This is a genomic window from Echinicola jeungdonensis (genome assembly GCF_030409905.1).
Taxonomy (GTDB): Bacteria; Bacteroidota; Bacteroidia; order Cytophagales; family Cyclobacteriaceae; genus Echinicola; species Echinicola jeungdonensis.
In genome coordinates this window covers 2,168,503-2,189,827 of the sequence record NZ_JAUFQT010000001.1, presented here as the reverse complement: position 1 = coordinate 2,189,827, position 21,325 = coordinate 2,168,503, and the positions used below count along the sequence as shown (strand labels likewise).

Sequence of the window (21,325 nt, the reverse complement as noted above, 5' to 3'; positions counted from 1 at the left end):
GTAAATGATTTAAAATTCAAGATTAATACCCATCAGATAAGTTGCAAAACTCGTGGACTCACCCCATGTGTTTTGAGAGGCCCATTCAGGATCATACCCCTTATAGGAAGTAAATACAATAGGGTTGGTAGCAGTAAAATAGAGTCTAAGCTTCCTGACATTTAACTTATTCAACAATTCATCCGGAAAAGCATAGCCCAAGGTGACATTGCCCAATCTGACAAATGATACATCCTGATACCGCATGGCATTAAAATACCGTCCCTTGTTACCAGGTTGAGGATATTTATTGGATGGATTGTCCTCAGTCCAGTAATTGACATCCACATTTTTATAGTTGCCTTCATAGGCCATATAAGTGGAAACAAAGGTACTATACAATTGCTGCCCTTGGCGGGTGTAAACATTGAATGAAAAGTCCCAGGTTTTATAATTCATGGTATTGGTGATGCTCCCACTCCACTTAGGAGTCCGCTGACCAATAATATTCCTATCATCAGCATCTATTACCTGGTCATTATTTAAATCCTTCACCTTTACCTGGCCAGGAGTCTGCCCATAGTCCGCTGCCAAATCCGCCTCATCGGTCTGCCAGATTCCATCAAACTCATAATCGTAATTTACTTGGATGGGATGTCCAATAAACCATCTATTCCCAATATCATCTTCTTTCTTACCAAACAATTCAACGATCTCGTTTTTATTCCGGTCAAAAACAATATCTGTAGTCCATGAAAAATCATTGTTCTGGATATTTAAGGTATTTAATCCAAATTCAACTCCGGTATTTCTAACCCAACCTACATTGTCCCAAATATCGCTCCATCCACTTGTTGAAGGGAGTTGACGCCTCATAATCAAATCCTTTGCATCCCTTCTGTAAATATCCAAGGTTCCATTAACTCTGTAATTGAAAAAACTATAATTCAGGCCAAAATTGAATTCTGTAGTTTTTTCCCAAGTGAGGTCGGTATTGGCTAAACCGTCTTTATAATACGAAGGGGAAACATTCCCTCCAAAACCGTAATTCATCTGGGAGATGTTTGATTGTGTTCCATAAATGTCAACCGCATCATTTCCAGAAACTCCATAACTCAATCTCAACTTAAGGTTATTTATTTGATCAACGGATTGTAAAAAGTTTTCCTCGGATAACTTCCACCCTATAGCTGCTGATGGGAAAAATGCCCACTTATTGCCTTTTGCCAACCTGGAGGAACCATCATAACGACCAGTTGCCGTAAATAGATATTTGTCATTATAGGAGTACTGAAACCTTCCCAAAAATGAGGACAAGGTACGCTTTCTATAGTCGGTTTGGGAAGCAGAAATATTTTCCATAGGGACTGCATCCAGGTTATACCATTTACTATTAAAAGGGAAATTTCTTGCTGCCTGATAACTTTCCTCCCATTGCTCAAATTGAATACTTTGAACTACACTGAAATTTAAATTGTGTAAATCCATTTTTTTCTGATAATCAATTTGATTATCCCACACATAAGAAAAGAAATCTGTGGTTCGATAATTCGCGTTTGTATTTTCAATTTTTCCTGACCCGGCTTTACTGAACTGTCCAAAGTATTGGCCTTCCCTCCCATAAATAATTTGGGGAGCAATTTGTGATCGAAGTTTTAAACCCTCCAAGGGCTCGACCTTGAAATACATATTTCCAAATACTCTATAACGGCGATTTTCACGGATTTCCCCATCTTCTTTACTTTCAAACAAAGGGTTCGTTACAAAATCATTTCGGTAAGCAAAGAATTTTGGATCCCCATTCTCATCATAAGGGTTGGCAACAGGAGGCAACCGGTAGGAAGATCTTAATATTTCATAGCTTCCTTCATTCTGCTCACTGGAAGATAAATAAATGTTTCCTCCTGCTTCCCATTTCTCTGCAAACTTCCTGTTAAGATTTAACCGCATGTTATAGCGATTATAGTCTTGGCCGGGAACCGTCCCCTCTTCTTTTAACTGGCCAATACTCAATGCAAATGTACCTTTTTCATCACCACCCGAAGCCGTTAATGTATTACTATACTGCATTCCGTTTCGAAGAATAAGGTCTATCCAATCCGTATAATCACCACGATCAATTCTATCCCATTCCTCAGGCGTAAAAAATTCCGGATTGGACCGGTCTGTGCTTTTTCCCTGATAATTAAACAAATCCGTCCTCCAATTCACATATTCTGGCCCATTCATCATATCAGGGAGGTTTGTGGGTGTCCTCGCACCATAGTATGCATCATATTGAATGGTGAATTTTCCTTCAGACCCTTTTTTGGTAGTAACAATAACGACTCCATTGGCACCACGTGAGCCATAAATAGCCGTTGCGGATGCATCCTTTAGCACATCAATTTTCTCAATGTCATTGGGATTCAAGTCAGCCAAACCTGAAGTGGTTGGAATCCCGTCAATTACAAATAAAGGGGAATTACTATTGCTAATGGAACTCAATCCTCTAATAGTAACATTAAAACCACTGCCTGGTCTACCTACATTCTTTTCAATATTTACTCCTGCTACTCTTCCCTGAAGTGCTCCTGTCGCATCAGGAACAGTGGTCTTTTGGATAGTCTCTGAACTTATTGAAGCTACTGAACCCGTCAAATCTTCCTTTTTTACGGCTCCGTAACCTATTACAACAACTTCTTCCAGGTTTCCTAAATCCGGAGAAAGAGAAACATCCATGATGGTTTGTTTTCGTACCTCTCTGGGTTGCTTTTTATAACCAATAAAACTAAAAATAAGGGTTGCTCCCTCCTCAACATCAATACTATATTTACCATCTAAATCTGTGACGGTACCTCTGGTGGTTCCCTGTACCTGTATAGTCGCCCCTGGTATAGGCTGACCGTTTTCATCGGTAACTGTTCCTGTTACTTCATTGGCATTTACTTCATCAAGTAGTTGTGTCTCATTTTGGGTTTTGGTTTCCTTTTTACTAATAATTATAGTTTTATCTTGGATCTCATAGGTTAATTGGTGAGGCCCCAAAATCTGATCAAGGACTTTTTCTATCCTTACTTTTTTCAGATTAACATCAACTTTCGGTAAGTCCTTTACCAAATCAGTTCGATAAAGGAAATTAAATTCACTTTGGCTTTTGATTTCTTCAAATACCTGCTCTACGGTGGCTTGGCGTAAATCCAGTGCCAATTTTACATTTTGAGAATAAGCACTTGCAGAAACTTTCATTACTCCTACCAAAACGAGTATTAGGGTAAGTTTCATCGCTAAAAGGATTTTACCCCTTCTATAAAAGGGTAGGTTACTGGGCTTTTTTTTCATAATTTTGGGTTGCTTAAGTAAAACATATTGATTGATTCGATTTGTTTTAAGGGGGATGCGGCAACATCCTCCTTTTTTTTATTTAATAATTACTTTCCTCCTTTCTATTTTGAATTGCACTTCTTTCGTTTTTTCTAATAGTTTCAAGATATCTTCTAAATCCTCATACCTCCTGATTTTCCCTGTAAAGGGTAGTTTTTTCGCTCCTTGATTATCAAATTGGAAAGAAACATCATACCATCTGGATAAATCGGCCACAATGGTTTCTAAAGGTTTTTCCTTAAAATAGAACCAACCGTCCTTCCAGGATATATATTCAGCTACATCCACCTCCCTTTTTAGGAGAGAATTCTCCCCTTTTTCCAATACACTTTGTTGATTTGGAGATAGTATTTGATGATTTTGAGGATCGTTATCCAGGTATACATTTACTTTCCCCTCTACCAAAGTGGTAAAAACAGTAGGCTCCTCTTGATAAGAGGACACATTAAATGAAGTCCCTAATACTTGAACTACCTGCTCTCCGCTTATTACTTTAAAGGGTTTATTTTCATCCCTTTTGACTTCGAAATAGGCCTCTCCAGTCAATTCCACATTCCTTTCCTTTCCAACAAAAGCTGTCGGGTATTTCAGCGTGGAACCTGCGTTAAGCCAAACCTGAGTGCCATCAGACAGGGTTAAATTGAATTGTCCCCCTCTTGGGATTACTAGGGTATTGTATTTCACTTGTTTTCCCTCTGCATTTTCACTGTTGTACCTGAGGGAGGTTCCCTGGCTGGAAATTTCTGCTCCCCCCACTTCCAAACTCAGATTTTTACCTGAGGATAGATCATAAGAAGTACCATCCTCCATCAAAAGGATGGCTTTCTCTGACCCAGGGGTAATTGTTTCAGCTATTTGTATCTGATTATCATTTTGGAACAAATCAGGTTTGATAACAGCAAGGACTGCCAAAAACAATACAATAGATGCTGCCATTGATACTGCATAAACCAAAAACCGGTTTTTCCTTTTTGGTTTTTTGGAAAAATTGATTTTACTGGAAAGGGCGGGCCATCCTTTCTCGGTTAACTCGGCAGTGTCTTCAAATTTGGAACCATTTTGGTAATAATCAATTACTTTATCGAAATAGGCCTGATGCTCCTCGTTTTCGGCCAGCCATCGTTGAAGTTGTATTTCCTCATTCTCCGTCAAGGAAGCATACATCTTTTTCCAAATGATTGAAAAATCTATATTTTCAGAATATTTATTCACCTCTTGAACTTTTTACACTTATGACACACGGGATTCAAAAACAGGTGACAAAAAATATTTTTTTTAAAGAAAAAAATTCAAATCCAGGGATTCCCGTAGTATCCCCCGTAATTTATCCTTGGCCCTAAGCAACTGGGTTTTGATGGTGTTTTCGGACACATCCAGTTGAGTGGCAATTTCCCTTAAGGATTTTTCCTCCATATACTTTAACCTAAAAATTTCAGCCATTTTAGGAGGAAGGCCTTCAATGGCCATTTCAATTTTTTGGGGAATTTCGGAATCCTCCCAATCAACTGGGGATTCATTCAAACTGGCTTCCAGATATAGTAAGTTGTGTTTATCCTCTATTTTTAGGCTTCTTAAATAATTTAAACATCTATTCTTAACAGCCTTGTAAAGATAGGATTTAAAGGAAGTGGTGATATTCAGATATTCGGCCTGCTCCCAGATATATACAAAAATATTTTGCACTATATCCTCACATACCTCCTTATCAAAAACAAAGCCCTCAGCAAATTTTAACAATCCAGGATAATAATCATGAAAAAGTGCTTTAAAAACTTCTCTATTCCGTTTTTGAATTTCCTTAATCAGTAATTTATCCTCTATTCTCAAGTTGGGGTGATTTTATTGCATATTTTAAAATGCAAATTAAAAAAACAAAGTAATAAACTAATCATTAATTTGTTTTCTTAATTAAAGTTCATGCAAATCAATCTGGCAATGAACAAGCTTATTTGCAATAAAATCTTTCCCCTTAAATAAAGATCAGGACTAAAAAACTTCAATTGTTTTCATTTTTTACTTCCCTCCGGAATATTTACCCCTTCACTATGTTCCACAACAATATCGCTTCCATCCTCCGTTTGGTATTGGAAGTTTTTCACTTCCCAATCCTTACCATAGGATATTATTCCTGCCTTTTCTGCCGTAGCATCTATATTCTTTAATGAAAAACCTTTCATCCAAGAATCCTCCCTACCGGAGACATGGATCAAAATTTCAGCTCCTGAAATCTTAAAGTTTTCCAGATGCATTTCCCTAAAATGGGGCAAACCTTCTTCCGGATCTACCTTTTCCAATAATGTATTCCAATGATCGGGCAATTCCTTGCCTTCATATTCTTCGGGCAACTTGGAATAACTGTAAGAGGGGTTCCAGTTGACCCCGGCATTGATGGCCGTTCTAACATCCTTCATTTCCACATTACGGACATAGATATGCTCCACGGTTCCCCCACGGGTAAGGGCGGACTTCAGCAAAAAGCCATTAGAAGTGCCCATGGCTTTCATATTTTCCGCCAGGATATAGCGAATACCGCCTGATGTTTCACTACCACAGGTAAACAAAGCTGCCCCTTTTCGGGAAATATTATTTCTCAACACCACATATTCGGTGGGCTTATTTACCCTTAATCCATCTGCATCCCTTCCGGCCTTAAGGCAATAAGTATCATCATTACAGTCGATATCACAGTTTTCTATCAATATGAATGACGAGGAGTCAATATCAATCCCGTCCGTACTGGGGCCATGTCCGCCGATATTGTTCCGAACCGTCACCCCATCTACTGTACAGTTTTTGGAATACAAAAGTTGAATGGTCCAAAAGCCGGCCTGTTGGAAGTTCAGGCCTTTTAGCGTTACATCTGATGACCTGGAAACTAACAAAGTCCGTGGCCTTTTGCAGTCATAATCCACCACCCAACGCAATCCTCTGGCTTCATAATCCTTTCGCATAGTCCAGTATTGGTCCCAAAAGACTTTGCCCTGGCCATTTACCAAACCATTTCCGCTGATCATCACATTTTCCTGATCCAATACATTGATCAAGGCGGATGGCCAAACCATTTCAATCCCCGCTACCCGTGTGTCGATTTCAGGATAATCCTTGATGTCCTGGCTTCCCAGGATGGTCACACCCTCCGGAATGTTCAAATGCACCCCTTCTTTCACATAAATGGAGCCTGTAAGATAATCTCCGGGGGAAAAAGTGACAATACCTCCTCCATGGGCCGCACAGGCATCAATGGCTTTTTGAATAAATTCAGTGTTGAGCGTTTCACCGTCAGCTACTGCACCATAATCAGCCACATTATATGTTTTGGTTCCAACTGGGGCGCGTTTTGCCCCCACCTCTTTCACCCAGCCAAATGACTGGCTTTGGCAGGAAAAATTGGTTCCAAGTAGAATGGCCAACATGAATATCCCCGTCATTACCAGACACGGGTTGTAATTGGGATTAAATGTTTGATTGTGAGACATATTGAATTAATACAGTTGTAATTAATATTTTAAATAGCCGAATTAATTTCCATTAAAAGGATTCCATCTCCAATGGAGTCAAGCTAATCGGTCCCAATAAACCAGAAGCTTGCGGCTCCCAATTTTTAGCAGTGAACTTTCCGTCTTTCCCCACATTTTCCCTTTTCCGGGCATTGAAATTGGTATTGTAGAAAATTCGCCATTCCACTCCCCGCTTGTCCAAATCAGCTATTCTATTGGCCATCAAATTGGAAACCTTAATGATCAGTTCATCATTACCCTTAAATAAATTACCTGGTATGTCTAGGGAAAATGGACTTTGAAAACAGGTTCCTACATATTCCCCATTTAGATATACAGAGGCCGATTCTTTAACCTCCCCAAGGTTTAACCTCCAGGCAGCTGGTTGGGCAGTGGAAACTGGCAAGGTAATTTTATACTCTGCTGTCCCTGAAAAGGCTTCATATTCCTTTCCAAATTCAGTCCAGGATTTAAGGGAGGTTGTGGGAACCTTTTCCGGTAAGCTTGGGCCGCCCTTGGTAAATTCAATTTCCCAGTTTCCGGCGATTGGAATCATTTCTCCACTCACTTCATAATAGGGATACAATTCTCCCTGAAGCTCTTCACCAAAGGTTTCAACAATTAAGGTCTCTTCTGGTTTAATTTGGAGAAAAAGTTCATTTCCCACTTCTCCATTCTGGATTTCAGCAAACCCATTTTTTCCGGTCATGGGATTAAATATGGCAGCTGAAGCAAATTTTTCCTTAAGTGACACCCAATTTTCAATGCTCTTTAGGCCTTGGTTTTTAATCAAGTAAAAATGGCCTCCACTATCTTTTTTTCGCTTGATACAAGCCAAGCCCATTTCGTACATGGATTCTGCTTTCACAGGGGCCTTCAGCAATAATTTCTCCATTCCCTCAGCCAAAACAATTTCCCCCTTACCCAAGGGGGCTACTTTGCTGCCTGCCTTTTCTACAAATGAAATCTTTGCTTTAAGGGTTTTCATTTTTTCCTTTCTTGCATCCAAATCCCCAAGCCCGGGAACATCCATTGGAAGGTTTTTCAGGAAAAGCACGGAGGCTCCATTTTCGGCCAATTCCATTAATTTCTCAAGAGTTTCCAGGGGCATAAGATCCATCTTTGGAACCAATATGGTTTGATAGTGATTTCCACCGGCCAGGAGCCCTGAACCTTCTGTTTTCACATCCATTAACTGATTATCTGAAATGGCATCCCAGGAATAGCCATTCTCTGATAAATACTTGCCGCATTCACCTAAGGAAACTGCGTGGAAAATTTCATCAGTATGAAAAGATCTTAACATACTTCTGCCTTTTTCTGACCAGTAATCAGCAATGCCATAATACAGCAAAATATCATTGCTCGGTTCCCCAGCCTGCATAAAGCTTTGAATTCGGGCAACATAACGGTTAAATACATCAAAATCTTCCCAAAGGCTATTGGCAGGAGTAAAATGTGTAGCCGCATAAAATAACCATCCCGGCCATTGGGCATCTTCGGGAGAAAAGGCCGTACCATGGTAAAAAACATGGTTGACCCCCGCAAGCCAAAGTCTATCCAATGCAGTCTTAACTTCTCCAAAATCAGATTGGAAATGCTCATTCAACCAGGTAGCGGATTCAGAAGAAACCAATTTTTTCCCGGTAACATGAGCTGCAGAAGCCGCACTTTTTAGGTTCAAAAAGTGATAACCTTCAATTTCAGGAACATCACAAGCTGCATACAGATCCAGGACATTGGCAGGGGATCCATGGGCCTGGTTCCGAATTCCTTTTCCCTGGCCTTCTGCCCAGGTTTGCCACTTCTTGGTAAACTTGCCCAATAACAATTCTGAAACCGTCATCCGGTAATCATATAGAACCCTATTAACAGTTTCTTCCTTCCCATGGCCAATCAATGCAGGCAAATAATTCTTTAGATCATACCCATTGAGTTCTTCAAAAGCATCAAACAATGCAGGAGTCCAGTTGGAACTTCCATATGCATCATCTACTTCATAAGAATCATTGAAATAATACCTCAGATAACTCAGATCATAGCCCTCAAAAGCTTGGTCGAAGTGACCTAAATAGCTATTAATGGCCATCTCAGAAAAATGGTCAATCACATTTCCTTCTCCTCCTGGACCTGCCCTTTCCACCATTTTACCATGATCACCTTGATAAAGAGCCACTATCAACCAATCCCCTTCTGGAGCTGTCCACTCCAACTGTCCATTTTTCACCTGATCGGTCAAATCCAAAACTTCGGAAAATCCCTTTTCTCCTTTTTTATTGGCCGTAACAGCAATAGGAGAAAGAGTCTTGGGATACCGAACTTGTTTAAAGGCATATTTCTGCATGTCTTTATTAGCACTGATGGGTGACTCGATGTCTTCAATGCTAGGCTTTAATTTACTATCCGTAGTCAGCAGGGGTTCCTGAAAATAATGCATATCCAGGTTGACGGATTCTCCTGAACCAACTTCCAATGTTCTATAAGCCATATATTTGCAGGCCAAATCCTCGCTTACCCATGGACCACCAAAAGGCCATCCCGAAGCATTGGCAAGATCCACTCCCAATCCTAATCTTTTGGCTTCCTTGAGGGTAAACTCCAGCATTTCCATCCATTTTGGGGAAAGGAAATCTATAAATTGCTCCTCCGCTCCATGGACCCCATAAATGGGAGTAATCTCAACCCCACCCAAACCGGCTTCCTTATATTCTTCCAAAGCCGCTTTAATATCTTCTTTGGTCACAGAACTGCCATGCCACCACCAACGGGTCCAGGGCTTCATTTCCTGGGTGACTTCCGGCCATTCCAAAGGTCCCTTTTGGGTAATCTTCTCCTTAGCACTGCCACTACAACCAGCAATTGTCCCTAATGCAAAAAGTAGCAGCAGTTGAAATAATATTTTTGGATTGGTATTCATATGAATAAGTTAATTGAATCTTAATAGCTTAATTTTCAAGGCAAACTAACCTTACTTTGCATATTGCAAATAAGCCTAAAGCTCAATTTTCGGTAGTTTTCCTTCTAAATCGGGAAGGTTTACAAACTCTATTTTGAATTTGACAAAATAGGTTTAATAATTCTTTAATCTGTCTAAAATCTTCCCGGCAATAATCTCTTGTCCTTCTGGAGACATATGCACCCCATCCTCAGCATAATAGTCCAAAACTCCCTGCAAGGGGTTAAAAACATCCACAACAGGAACCTCCCTTTGTTCAAGTATGGATTTAAACTTGGGCATCAAGGCTGCCAGGCGCTCATTTCCCCCTTGATATTTTTCAATAATATTTTCCGTTCTAATAGGAGGTGGGGTAATAAAAAGTAACTGAGCTTTTTCTTTTTTCACCAAATCATGCTCAAGAATTGTATCCACCAATTTTTCAAAGTTAATCACAACCTCATCCTGCCGCTCAGCAAAAACACTCTTAGTATCATTGGTGCCGAGGCAAAGCAGGATATAATCATAACTTTCATTTCCAATTTCTTCCTCGGCCTCATTCAAGTAAGTCTGAATATTCTTCAACGCATTCAATTCGGTCCGGCCCAGATTATCAAATCCAATGGTCCTTCCGGACTTTGAAATATTGACGATCTTAGATTGGGGTAAAATTTCCTTGAGTTGGTCCACCCAACCGCCAACATGTTCCCCATTGGAATCTCCCAATGTCAGGATATTGGCTTTCATTGGGGAAATGGCCTTAATGGGAATTAAGGACAAAGCCTGCGGCAGTTGTTCATGACCACCCTCAAACAGGGTGAGACTGATATTTCCAAAGTTGCGATACAGATAAATATTCCTTCCAAAAAGATTGAAATTGGGGTCATAATTGGGATCCATGCGTTTTGTTAAAAGTTCAATTGTGGATTGCGGGGAAACCAAATCTGGATCATCAGCTGCCTTTTTGATGATTTTATCCATTTCTGAAGTTCCATACTTCAGCTCTCCTACCAAGCGATTATACATATTGATAGAATGGGTGATCGGCACAGAACCAGTATAGCCGTCATGGATACCTTCATAAATAAACAGTTGGCTACCTTTTCTTTTTTCTACCGGAAATTCATGGGCAATAGGGGAGCGCTTAAGGGCTTCTTCCTCTTTAAAGACCACACTGTCTGCCTCCAATGCCTGCAATATATCCCCGGCATATTTTTGATCTCTCCCTACGGATTCCCAATACCAAGCCTCTATATCAGAAATTGGGGCCCAGGCTGAAAAAGATTTGACGGGATAATCCAAATTCATAAAAGCCAATAAAGTGGCATACCCACCTCCAGAAACTCCAATGATATGAACCCCATTTGGATCAGTGTTGGTATTCTCCAGAGCAAAGTCAATCGCATCGGCAATATCCGAAATCACCAATGTGCTGCCCATGGCTTCCGGGGAATTGTTTGGGCCTCTAAAATCCGGATGGATATAATTCCAGTCTCTGGCCAATATTTCCTTTGCCAGGGGGTCCTTTTGGGTATAATCCCCGCTCCAGGTGTGAAGGCTGACAATTAAAGGCTTTGGCTTTTCACTCTTTGCCTTGTATAGTATAGCAGCTTGCTTTTTTCCATCAACTGAAGAAGGGATTTCCACTTTTTCAAAAGCTTTATCCCAATCCTTTTTTTGGGTATCATCCCATTTGGGGTCATCTTGGGCCTGAAGGCCAAGACAACTCAGCCCACAGCTAAGGGCAAGCGTCAAAAAACTTATCTTGCTCATAATTTTACGAAATTATCCAATTATTAATGGATATCGCCAAGTATCACTTGGGTAATTCACTTTAACCATTGTGCCAATCGAAGATTCTGTTTTTCCCTTAATCCTTCCGCAAATAATTCAGCTACTTTTCTTGAACCATAATGGTTGAGGTGGGTATTATCTTTCTTTTTGTAATTATACAACTTTTTAGAACCTTCCGGGCCCAATTTTTCTACCAGTTCCCTGGTTTTTGCTTCCATATCAATATAGATAACATTATTTTCTTTGGCCACTTCTTCAGCTGCATCAACATATTCCTCATGGGTATCCAGTAATTTCCCGGATTCATCAAAATGCCTTCTGACTATGGGAGAGCAAATAATAGGAATCCCCTTTCTTTTGAGAGTTTCCACTACAAACTTTTTCAAATAATCCTTATAAGTGGAATTTGGATCAGTATGCAGGCTTTCCTTTTCCTTTTCGTCATTATGGCCGAATTGGATTACCACATAATCTCCAGGATGAATACTGTTCCTTACTGCTTCCCATCTTTTTTCATCTACAAAACTCTTAGAACTCCGACCACTCGCTGCATGGTTATGAACCTTGGCTCGGTCAATGAATAAATCTTGCAAAGGCACGCCCCAACCAGATTCAGGGTCCCGGGTCGGACTTTTCCTGGCCATAGTGGAATCCCCAATCAGCCAAATACTCAATTCTTCATCATGACGAAAACTACCAAGTAAAACGATCGCCAAAAAAGCAATTAATAGTTTTTTCATTGTTTATTATATTAATAGGAAACACTTTACCTCTCCCCTGTTGATACTTTTTCTTTTCTTAAATAATTTTGTTTCTAGTTCTCCAAACTGAAGTTATTCACATTATCGTGAATATTTTCCTCCCCTCTTACTTCTTTCACCTGAATATTTTTCAAATGTACATTATCAACTGGCTGCTCTTCTTCAGCTTTGATTCTTGAAATAAATTCCACATCTGCTGCTCCCACATTGGTCATGTAAATATCCTTGATCGGTGTCAACCTTCTTTCGTAAGTCGGCACCAAATCACCCCATTGGTAAAGCACATCGGTTTCTATTCCCAAAACTCCTTTATCTATCTTTCCACATTTAATGTTTTTCATATGGATATTGGAGACATGACCACCTCGTCTTTCATTGGTTTTGATAAAGAGCAGATGGTTTAATTTAGCCCCATCTTTCACCTCGCAATTTTCCATATACACATTTTCCACCCCTCCGGAAAGCTCACTTCCTATAGCCAAAAGTTGATGGCCGTTTTTCACAAGACAATTTCTGATGACAACATTTTTGGTAGGCATATTCAATCTCCAGGCATCCTGGTTTCTTCCCGATTTCACAGCAATGGCATCATCACCCTGGTCAAATACACAATCTTCTATCAGCAAATTCTGACTCATTTCAGGATCCACCCCATCATTATTATGTCCATGGGCAAATACGTCCACTTTTCGGATCACTACATCCTTAGACATAAATGGATGGATCACCCAGAATGGGCTGTTTCTGATCTTCACTCCTTCCAACAATACATTTTGGCAACGGTTGAACTGAATAAATTGGGGCCTGAAATCAGAGGAGTCGTTAACAAATTGACGTTCTTCAACAGGCACATCCTTGGCAGCCAAGTTGTATAGTCTTTTCAAGCTTTCCATATGAGGTCTGGGTCTATCAAACCAATCCCTCCAGGTATCCATTTTGGCTTCCAATTTCCCCTCTCCAGTAATGGCTACATTTTCGCATTCAAAAGCATAGATCAATGGGGAATAGTTGTAGCATTCCATTCCTTCCCAGGTAGTTTGTACAGCTGGTAGGTAGTCTTCAGGGTTTTCTGAAAACAATAAGGTGGCTCCTTTTTCAAGGTGAAGATTGACATTGCTTTTCAAATGGACCTTTCCGGTCAACCATTCCCCTTCAGGAATGACCACTACCCCTCCACCATTTTTATTGGCTTTATCAATGGCGGCTGCAATTGCCTGGGAGTTGGCGAACTTATCCTCTTTTTTTGCCCCAAATTCGGTAATAGGGAAACGGTCCACTTGAGAAAAATCAGGCACTTTTATGGCTGGCATTTCAAATGGTGCTTCCACCTGGATTTCATTGATCAAAACCTGTTGCTTTTTTTCAGCACAGGAAGCTACCAACATAATCAATCCCAAAAGGGATAATAAAATATTCTTATTCATGAGTTTATTAAATTTCAAACCCATCACCCACTAAACCTAACAGGGTATACTTTGGATGAAGGCTTATGGTTTATGTAAAATTTGAATTTAACTTTAAAGGCGATTCATGCCTTTACAAACCAGGCAAGGTTTTGATCAAATTTATTCAATTATTAGATCAAATGTGTGCTGATTTATACTGTGGGAAAGACATCCCAATTGTTTTGAGAAAAAAAACCGCTGTCTGCACTGGATGGCAAAGACTCCCAAATTCAGATTAAAAACCTACTATTGGTAAAAATTCAAAATGATTTAATATTTCACTTAGAAATTAAAATTTGTTTTCTTCATCTAAGATGGAAAAACAGGAGATTAGGTATCCCTGGCAAATTTTCTCATCTATCATATCAAAAAAAGCAGTCCTCATAGAAAACTGCTTTTCCAATAATAAACCCCTTATTATTAAAGCCTTAAGTCAATTCGCCCAAGGCTAATAAATTGATAGATGACCAAGGTAAATTTTATTAAAAAGAATATTATTCTGTACTATACTGTTATTAACGAAAAATTTTCCCGACAAAGTGATTTTTACGGACCATTCGACTACCCAAAAGTCCCTAAATGCAAGGGTATTGCTAGTATTACAATAATAAATGTATTTGGAAAAACTAAAGAATAGGGCTCCAAAATCACCTTAATTTCTCCCCCATTAATAAAAAAACCAGCCCTTATTAAGAGCTGGTTTTATGGCTGTTTAAACCCATTCACAATTATAATTTTATTCGAAACTCCAACTCCCCAAAAGGATGATGAAAGTAAGATTTTTTTGCGTTTAATAAATAATATTGAACTCCAAATAAAACCATCCCCCAAAGAGGGATGGTTTATTCATAATTAACAAAAACCTCAAATAATACCTGGATTAATAACCAGGATTTTGTTGATATAGACCTTCTTTAACATCCAATTGGTTAAGAGGAACTGCGTAGATAAGGTCATCAGAATTTATATCTGTAGCGATTTTATTGGCATCATCTTCCTCTTCAACCCATTCGGTCATGGTATCAATGGCCATTCCGGACCGAACCAGATCATGCCATCTCAATCCTTCACCAATAAACTCTCTCCTTCTTTCCTCCATAATTTGCTCATAGCTCACCCCTATCAATGGTAAAGTGATTCCTGCCCGGTTTCTGACCTGGTTGACCAAGGCATCTATTTCCAATTGATTTCCTCCACTTTGGCTTAAAGCTTCCGCTTTCATCAACAGAATGTCTGAATAGCGGATTACCGGGAAATTCAATTCAAAGTCAAAACGGTCTACGCCCAGGTTGTCCAAATCCAAATACTTTTTGATAAAGCGGTCTTGGACCAAATTCCCGTTGGTATCGAAATAATTAACCCATACCGAGAAATCATCCCTTACATCGGCATCATTGAATGAATCCATCACATCAGCAGAAACTGTTTTTGGCGCGTCAGGAAAAGTTCCCCCAGCAAATGGAATCCCATTAGAACGACCAAAGGCTTCCGGATAATGGTATTGTACATATTCACCACCTACACCTTGACCTCCACTGAGGAATTGGATATCAAAAACTATCTCCTCATTGTTTTCATTATCATAAGCAAATATATCCGCATAATTGTCCACCAGGTCAAATTGATCACTGTCAATAATGGCATCCAATTGCTCTAGGGCTTCACCCCATTCATTCGTGCCAAGGGCCGGTCCAGCAGGGTGGACTTGTGGTCCGGAACGAGTCATATAAACCCTTGCAAGCATTCCTCTTGCCGCATGGGAGGTTGCCCTTCCAAAATCGGCAGCACTTGTATAATTAGGTGGAAGGTTGGTTATGGCAAACTCCAAGTCCGAAATGATCAAATCATAAACAACAGGAACTTCGCTTCTTCCAATTTCTAGAGCTTCCAATGGGGTTACTGGCTGGTCAAAAACCGGTACTTTTCCGTAAAACCTCACAAGATCAAAGTAGAACAAGGCTCTAAGGAATTTTGCTTCACCTTCAATCCTGGTACGCAAATCTTCATCTTGCACCACATCAGCACTTAGATTGGCCAAAAGGGTATTGGCCCTCATGATATTGTTATAAAGGCCATTCCAAGTATCGCTCATTATGCTGGTGGCCTCTAGGTTTCTATTGAAATTATTTATCAGGTTATAATCCCTCACACCTGCAGTCCCAGGTGTATAAATATTATCCGAACGCACCTCACTCAATTCAAAATGATTGATGGGATAAGCATTCAGGCCATTGTACACCCCAGAAAGGGCTGTAATGAAATCTTCCTCATTTTGATAAAAGGCGTTAGAACCCAAGGAGGAAATCGGAGACTGGTCCAGCTTACTTTCACAGGAAGAAATAGTTCCGGTCACCAGTCCTATCAAGACGATATATAATAAATTAAACTTTTTCATAAGATTGGTCTTTTTTTATTAGAACTTAAGGTTTACACCAAAAACAACTGATTTCGATAATGGAAAAGCACCATAGTCATCCCCATTATTATTCACCGCTTCTGGGTTAAAACCTCCTGTGTATTTATCATCTCCAAAAAAGTTTTCTGCGGTAACATAAACCCTGCCTCCAGAAAGGAGATTTTTGTTTTCAATAATCCTTCCAAGATCATAACCCAAAGTGATGTTTCGGATTCTCCAATAATCTGAAGAATACAACCAATCGGTATTTTTGATCCTGCCAAAGCTGGATACTGCTTTACCGGTTTCTCCATCTCCAGGGTTTTCAGGAGATCTCCACCTGTTTCGGTGTCTTCCAAGGGTGTTTTCAACGTAGCCCATTCCTGGACGGTCCATAGCACGGCCAAAAGTGGAATAAATCAAACCACCCCATTGTCCCTGTACTAAAATATTGAGGTCAAATCCTTTATAGCTGAAATTATTGGTAAGCCCCCAGATATAATCAGGTGTAGGTGCACCGGACAAAATTCTGTCATCAGGGTCGATCACCCCATCACCATTGGCATCCAAATATTGAGGGTCACCGGCTTCCTGATTTCCATAAAGTGCTGCTCCATTATCGATTTCCTCCTGGGTAAGGATACCAATATTTTGAACCAGGTAAAGGGTATTCATAGGCTCACCCACCATGGTAATCCGGTGATTAATATCAAAACTACCACCAAGGATCGGGGTATTTTCAGGGCCTAATTGTTTTACCTCATTGGTATTATGACTGAGGTTCAAATTAGTAGTCCACTCAAATTGCCCGGTTATGTTCCTGCTGGTTAACTCCCATTCCCAACCTTTGTTCAGCACTTCACCGATATTGGTCAAGGCAGTGGTAAAACCAGTGGCAGATGGAACAGGAATATTCAACAATAGATTGGTATTATTTTTCCAGTAATAATCAAAGGAGGTATAAAACCTGTTTTCCAAAATTCCCAGGTCAAAACCGATATTGGTCATTTCTGATTCCTCCCAACCAAGTCCGGAGTTTGGAAAGTTTCCTGGGATCAAGCCATTAGCCAGGGTTCCTCCATAAGAATAATTGGCAAAATCAAGGGTAGCAATATGGGAATAATCCCCAATGCCGTTATTTCCGGATAGCCCCCAGCTACCCCTTATTTTCAAATCGCTTACCGCATCAAGTCCCTGCATAAAATCCTCATCGGATAATCTCCAACCTAAGGAAAGGGAAGGGAAGAAACCCCATTTGGTATCTTGACCAAACCTTGAAGATCCATCTCTACGTGCAGAAGCTGAGATCAGGTATTTACCTAAATAATCATATTGTACCCTACCAAAATAAGATACCAGCGTACTTTGGGTTTCAGTTGTATTAGTGCTTCCTGCATTTATGATGGCAGCATTCAAAGTGGTAATTCCTTCTACATCAAAATTACCGCTCATTTGGTAGGTGTTACGCTTGTTGAAATTATAAGACATCCCAACCACCGCATTAAGATTGTGGTCTTCATTAAAGGTCCTATTGAAGGAAAGGGTGTTTTCATTCACAAAAGTCAACTTTCTGTAGCCATTGAATCCACCAGAGGTCTGGCGGTTTCTGGTGATCTCAGCAGGAGTATAATTTTTATTTTGCTGATCTACATTATCCACATTCAGGGTACTCTTGAAAGCCAATCCTTTTGTAAATTCATATTCCCCATATACAGTGGCCAAATTTCTGAAAATCGTGGTTTGGTTAAGTCTTCTTCTGGCGTAGGCAATAGGACTGAGCCTTGAACTAGCCCAAGTGTACAAGGGGACATCTCCTATACCGGTCAAAAGTCCGGCCTCTTCTTCTACAACCGGGGCCATACCTACAGTAGTATGGGTGATGGCATCTTTACCTTCAACTCCTGGATCATCCAAAATGGAATAAGAGGGGCTTAGGTTCAATCCAAATTTCAATTTTTCATTGGCCTGGATTTCTACATTGGCACGGGTAGAATATCTTTTATAATTTACTCCTACGGCAATACCCTCCTGGTCCATATAATCACCAGAAACGAAGTATTTCACAAAATCATTTCCACCGCTGGCACTCAATTGATAGTTCTGAACCAACCCTTTCCTAAACAAATGATCTTGCCATTCTACCAGTCTTAGCCCGGGATAACCTTCCTGCATCCATCGAGGGTCATACATATAATTCCTGTTAAATCCTCCCAGGATAGCCTCCCTTTCTGCTAGAGACTGAGAAGCTGATCTACCTTCACCTGAGTTTTCCCATTGGGTATTGATCATTTCAGTGGCCCTGTCAATCCACTCTGTAGGACTTAAAACGTCGAGTTTCTTCACAGTTTCATTCCAACCCACATAGGAGTTAAAATTGATTTTGGCTTTGCCCTCCTTACCTGTTTTGGTATTGATAATAACCACACCATTAGATGCCCTGGAACCGTAAATAGCTGCTGCAGAGGCATCTTTTAACACTTGAATGGACTCAATATCGTTTGGACTGATATTGTCCATTGGATTTCCTCCTGAACTTTCCAGTGGAAAACCGTCAATCACATAAAGGGGTTGGTTGTTGGCAGTAATGGACCCAACACCTCTTACCTGGACATCAAAACCACGACCTGGAACACCAGAAGTTTGTTTTACCCTCACACCGGCCATTTGACCGACCAAGGCCTGATCCACTCTTTGGATGGGTCTTTCTGTTAAATTTTCAGGTTCAATCTGGGCAATGGATCCTGTGATATTGGCCTTTTTCTGAGTACCATACCCGACAACCACCACTTCACCAAGAGAAGACATGTCTTCTGAAAGGACCACATTTATTTCACTGGCATTGCCAACGGTGATTTCTTTGCTTCCGTAACCAATAAAGGAAAAAACCAATACTTTCCCCTGATCCACATTGATGGAATATTTACCATCCAAATCGGTTACAGTTCCAGTTGAAGTACCTTTTATCAAAACAGAAGCTCCGGGAAGTGGCTCTCCATTATGATCGGACACCGTTCCTGTGACGACCTTGAAAACAGCATCCACAGGTTCAGTAGGAGCTTTCTCATTAATTTGAGGTTTGGTATCTATGCTATTGTTCACCTGGCGGAAACTTAGTTTCGCCTGTGCCCCCACCTCTTTCAAATAGCTTTCAACGGTCCCGTTTTTTCTTACAATTTGAACTTTAGTCTTTCCATTGACCTGCTTTTGGTCATACAGGAAGTTAAATTGGGTTTGTTTTTCAATCGTTTGAAAAAAATCCGTTAAAGAAAGATTTTTCTTTTCTATCCTAACCTGGACCTCATCAATAGACTTGTATTGCCCCTTGACTTCCGAGGCCATGACAAAGTTGAGAACCAATAATTGGATCGAAAACCCATATAAGAAATACTTGGACAACATATAGATTGTCTTTAGTAAATTAATTTTCATAATTTTGATTGGTTTATTGATACATTCATTTAGACCCGGTCCTAGGGAGATTGCCCATTCCCCAATGTTTAATCCTCCTTGGGACCGCTTTTTTTAGCCTTATATGTTGGCCTTTAATTAGGAGGTGTTGGCGGTTATTTTTGACATGGCATTTTGGATTTTGATTGAATTATTAATTGAAATTTATTTGAACTTCTTTTTTGTCGATTTTATAGCTGAAATCCTCAATATTGGACATACTCATCAAAATCACATCCAGGATCTGGTTCTCAAACTCTCCATTAAATCTCCAGGATTGTGAAGGTTGTCCTTCCACTTGAATGGAAACTCCATACCACCTTTCCAAATCTTCCTTTACTTTCTGGAAGGTAGCTTTTTGAAAAACCAGTTTCCCCTTTCTCCAACTTTGAACTGCCTCCAAATCAAAATTGGAGATTTTCCCTTTTTTATTTTCATTGTCAAAATCGAGTTGTTCACCGGGGCTCAGCAAATATTGCTGATTGTCCAATTGGTCATCTACTTGTACTTTTCCAGTGACCAAAGAAACGATAACCACATTTTGATAGGAGCTTTTGATATTGAATGATGTCCCTAAAGCTGTCGTGGTCAAATTTTCTGACAATACCTTAAAGGGCTTATTTTTATCTTCAGTTACTTCAAAAAATCCTTCACCATGGAGTTTCACTAATCTAACGGTGGAATCAAAGGAGGCGGGATATTCCAAACTACTCCCGGAGTTCAACCAGACAATGGAACCATCAGGCAATCTAAAATTAAGCTTTTCACCATAATTGGTGGTTTTATTTATCCATTTCAAAGCCTGAACTGGAGCAGGCTTTTCTTTAAAAAATGAAAGGTTTCCAATTAATAAGGACAGCATCAAGGCAAACACCAATATTGCAGCTATCTTTTCCCATTGGTTAAAGCTCTTCCATTTTATGGATTTATTTTTGGTATAGCTATTTTCTTTTTCTTCTTCCTCGGAAGGAGAAGCTTGGAGTAGCTTATTGAGCACTTCCTTTTTTACCTCTGGACTTGCCTTTTTTGAGGGAAATTTTAAACCAAGAATTACCTCCCTGGCTAATTTCACATCCTCTATCCTATCAGGATTGGCTTCTATCCAGTTTTGCCAATATTCCTGCAGCTTATCCTCTGGATTTTTTACCCACCTGATAAATTCTAGATCTTCTATAAGGTCCTTTATTTGAGGCATTCTTATTTCTTTTTACTCCGTTTACATGTCAAAGCAGAAAACTCCCCAAACAACGCCTTTATTTTTTAACTTTTTTTAAAGAAATTTTCAAAACCCTAAAAAATATGGCTTATGAGCCAGGTGAAGCTTGTTTTATTCCAATGGATGTCAACTGCCGACAGCTTAAAGTCCAATGTCATTTTTTTGTTTAGGTTATAACTGAAATTTTGCCAGTTCTCTAAAACTTTTGTGATAATGGAAGCGGTCAAATTAGTCAAAATCACTAAAAATCCACTAAAGCAAATTTTGTTTGTATTGGATAGTTGATAGTGATTTGATATCCGGGAATTAGGGATTCGATGGTTTCCCATGATTAGGCAGGTTCATTCCCAATTATTAATTCACTATTTTTCAATCGTTAGAATAAAATATTATTAGTCAATTGCACGAAACACTTATGAAACAGTCTCAGGAATATATGCCTTTATGTCGATTTCAAATCACAATTATTAGGGATCGGAATTTCAATTCTCGA

At 39.8% G+C, this 21,325-nt stretch carries 11 protein-coding genes; all 11 read right to left on the bottom strand.

Going from position 1 to position 21,325, the window contains the following annotated elements; all coding sequences use genetic code 11:
* Positions 1-9 precede the first annotated feature (9 nt).
* Entirely contained in the window at positions 10-3,243 is a 3,234-nt protein-coding gene (locus QWY93_RS09135) for a TonB-dependent receptor (protein ID WP_290247904.1), read from the bottom strand.
* A 135-nt stretch (positions 3,244-3,378) separates the two neighbouring features.
* Entirely contained in the window at positions 3,379-4,554 is a 1,176-nt protein-coding gene (locus tag QWY93_RS09130; protein WP_290247903.1) for a FecR family protein, read from the bottom strand.
* Positions 4,555-4,617: 63 nt separating this feature from the next.
* The gene (locus QWY93_RS09125) at positions 4,618-5,169 is read right to left on the bottom strand and encodes an RNA polymerase sigma-70 factor (protein WP_290247902.1); all 552 of its coding nucleotides are present in this window, start codon (positions 5,167-5,169) and stop codon (positions 4,618-4,620) included.
* Between the two features lie 179 nt (positions 5,170-5,348).
* Entirely contained in the window at positions 5,349-6,818 is a 1,470-nt protein-coding gene (locus QWY93_RS09120) for a glycoside hydrolase family 28 protein (RefSeq protein WP_290247901.1), read from the bottom strand.
* Between the two features lie 52 nt (positions 6,819-6,870).
* On the bottom strand, positions 6,871-9,756 hold the full coding sequence (locus QWY93_RS09115) for a glycosyl hydrolase (protein ID WP_290247900.1): 2,886 nt from the start codon (positions 9,754-9,756) through the stop codon (positions 6,871-6,873).
* A 153-nt stretch (positions 9,757-9,909) separates the two neighbouring features.
* Positions 9,910-11,547, bottom strand: a complete 1,638-nt coding sequence (locus tag QWY93_RS09110; RefSeq protein WP_290247899.1) for an SGNH/GDSL hydrolase family protein — start codon at positions 11,545-11,547, stop codon at positions 9,910-9,912.
* Positions 11,548-11,603: 56 nt separating this feature from the next.
* On the bottom strand, positions 11,604-12,308 hold the full coding sequence (locus QWY93_RS09105; protein WP_290247898.1) for a rhamnogalacturonan acetylesterase: 705 nt from the start codon (positions 12,306-12,308) through the stop codon (positions 11,604-11,606).
* 74 nt (positions 12,309-12,382) lie between these two features.
* Positions 12,383-13,753 (bottom strand): glycoside hydrolase family 28 protein, encoded by a 1,371-nt coding sequence (locus QWY93_RS09100; RefSeq protein WP_290247897.1) that lies wholly within the window; start codon positions 13,751-13,753, stop codon positions 12,383-12,385.
* Positions 13,754-14,654: 901 nt separating this feature from the next.
* A complete protein-coding gene (locus QWY93_RS09095) occupies positions 14,655-16,169 on the bottom strand; it encodes a RagB/SusD family nutrient uptake outer membrane protein (RefSeq protein WP_290247896.1) in 1,515 nt (504 codons plus the stop codon).
* A gap of 18 nt (positions 16,170-16,187) precedes the next feature.
* Positions 16,188-19,598 carry a TonB-dependent receptor gene (locus QWY93_RS09090; protein ID WP_290247894.1) on the bottom strand — a complete coding sequence of 1,137 codons (3,411 nt, stop codon included), beginning with the start codon at positions 19,596-19,598 and terminating at the stop codon, positions 16,188-16,190.
* Positions 19,599-19,770: 172 nt separating this feature from the next.
* Positions 19,771-20,811: a FecR family protein gene (locus QWY93_RS09085; RefSeq protein ID WP_290247893.1), complete on the bottom strand. Its 1,041-nt coding sequence runs from the start codon at positions 20,809-20,811 to the stop codon at positions 19,771-19,773.
* Positions 20,812-21,325 lie beyond the last annotated feature (514 nt).

Coding starts and splice junctions, on each gene's coding strand:
- QWY93_RS09135 (WP_290247904.1), bottom strand. CDS start 3,243: ATGAAACTTACCCTAATACTCGTTTTGGTAGGAGTAATGAAAGTTTCT.
- QWY93_RS09120 (WP_290247901.1), bottom strand. CDS start 6,818: ATGTCTCACAATCAAACATTTAATCCCAATTACAACCCGTGTCTGGTA.
- QWY93_RS09115 (WP_290247900.1), bottom strand. CDS start 9,756: ATGAATACCAATCCAAAAATATTATTTCAACTGCTGCTACTTTTTGCA.
- QWY93_RS09110 (WP_290247899.1), bottom strand. CDS start 11,547: ATGAGCAAGATAAGTTTTTTGACGCTTGCCCTTAGCTGTGGGCTGAGT.
- QWY93_RS09105 (WP_290247898.1), bottom strand. CDS start 12,308: ATGAAAAAACTATTAATTGCTTTTTTGGCGATCGTTTTACTTGGTAGT.
- QWY93_RS09100 (WP_290247897.1), bottom strand. CDS start 13,753: ATGAATAAGAATATTTTATTATCCCTTTTGGGATTGATTATGTTGGTA.
- QWY93_RS09095 (WP_290247896.1), bottom strand. CDS start 16,169: ATGAAAAAGTTTAATTTATTATATATCGTCTTGATAGGACTGGTGACC.
- QWY93_RS09090 (WP_290247894.1), bottom strand. CDS start 19,598: ATGAAAATTAATTTACTAAAGACAATCTATATGTTGTCCAAGTATTTC.
- QWY93_RS09085 (WP_290247893.1), bottom strand. CDS start 20,811: ATGCCTCAAATAAAGGACCTTATAGAAGATCTAGAATTTATCAGGTGG.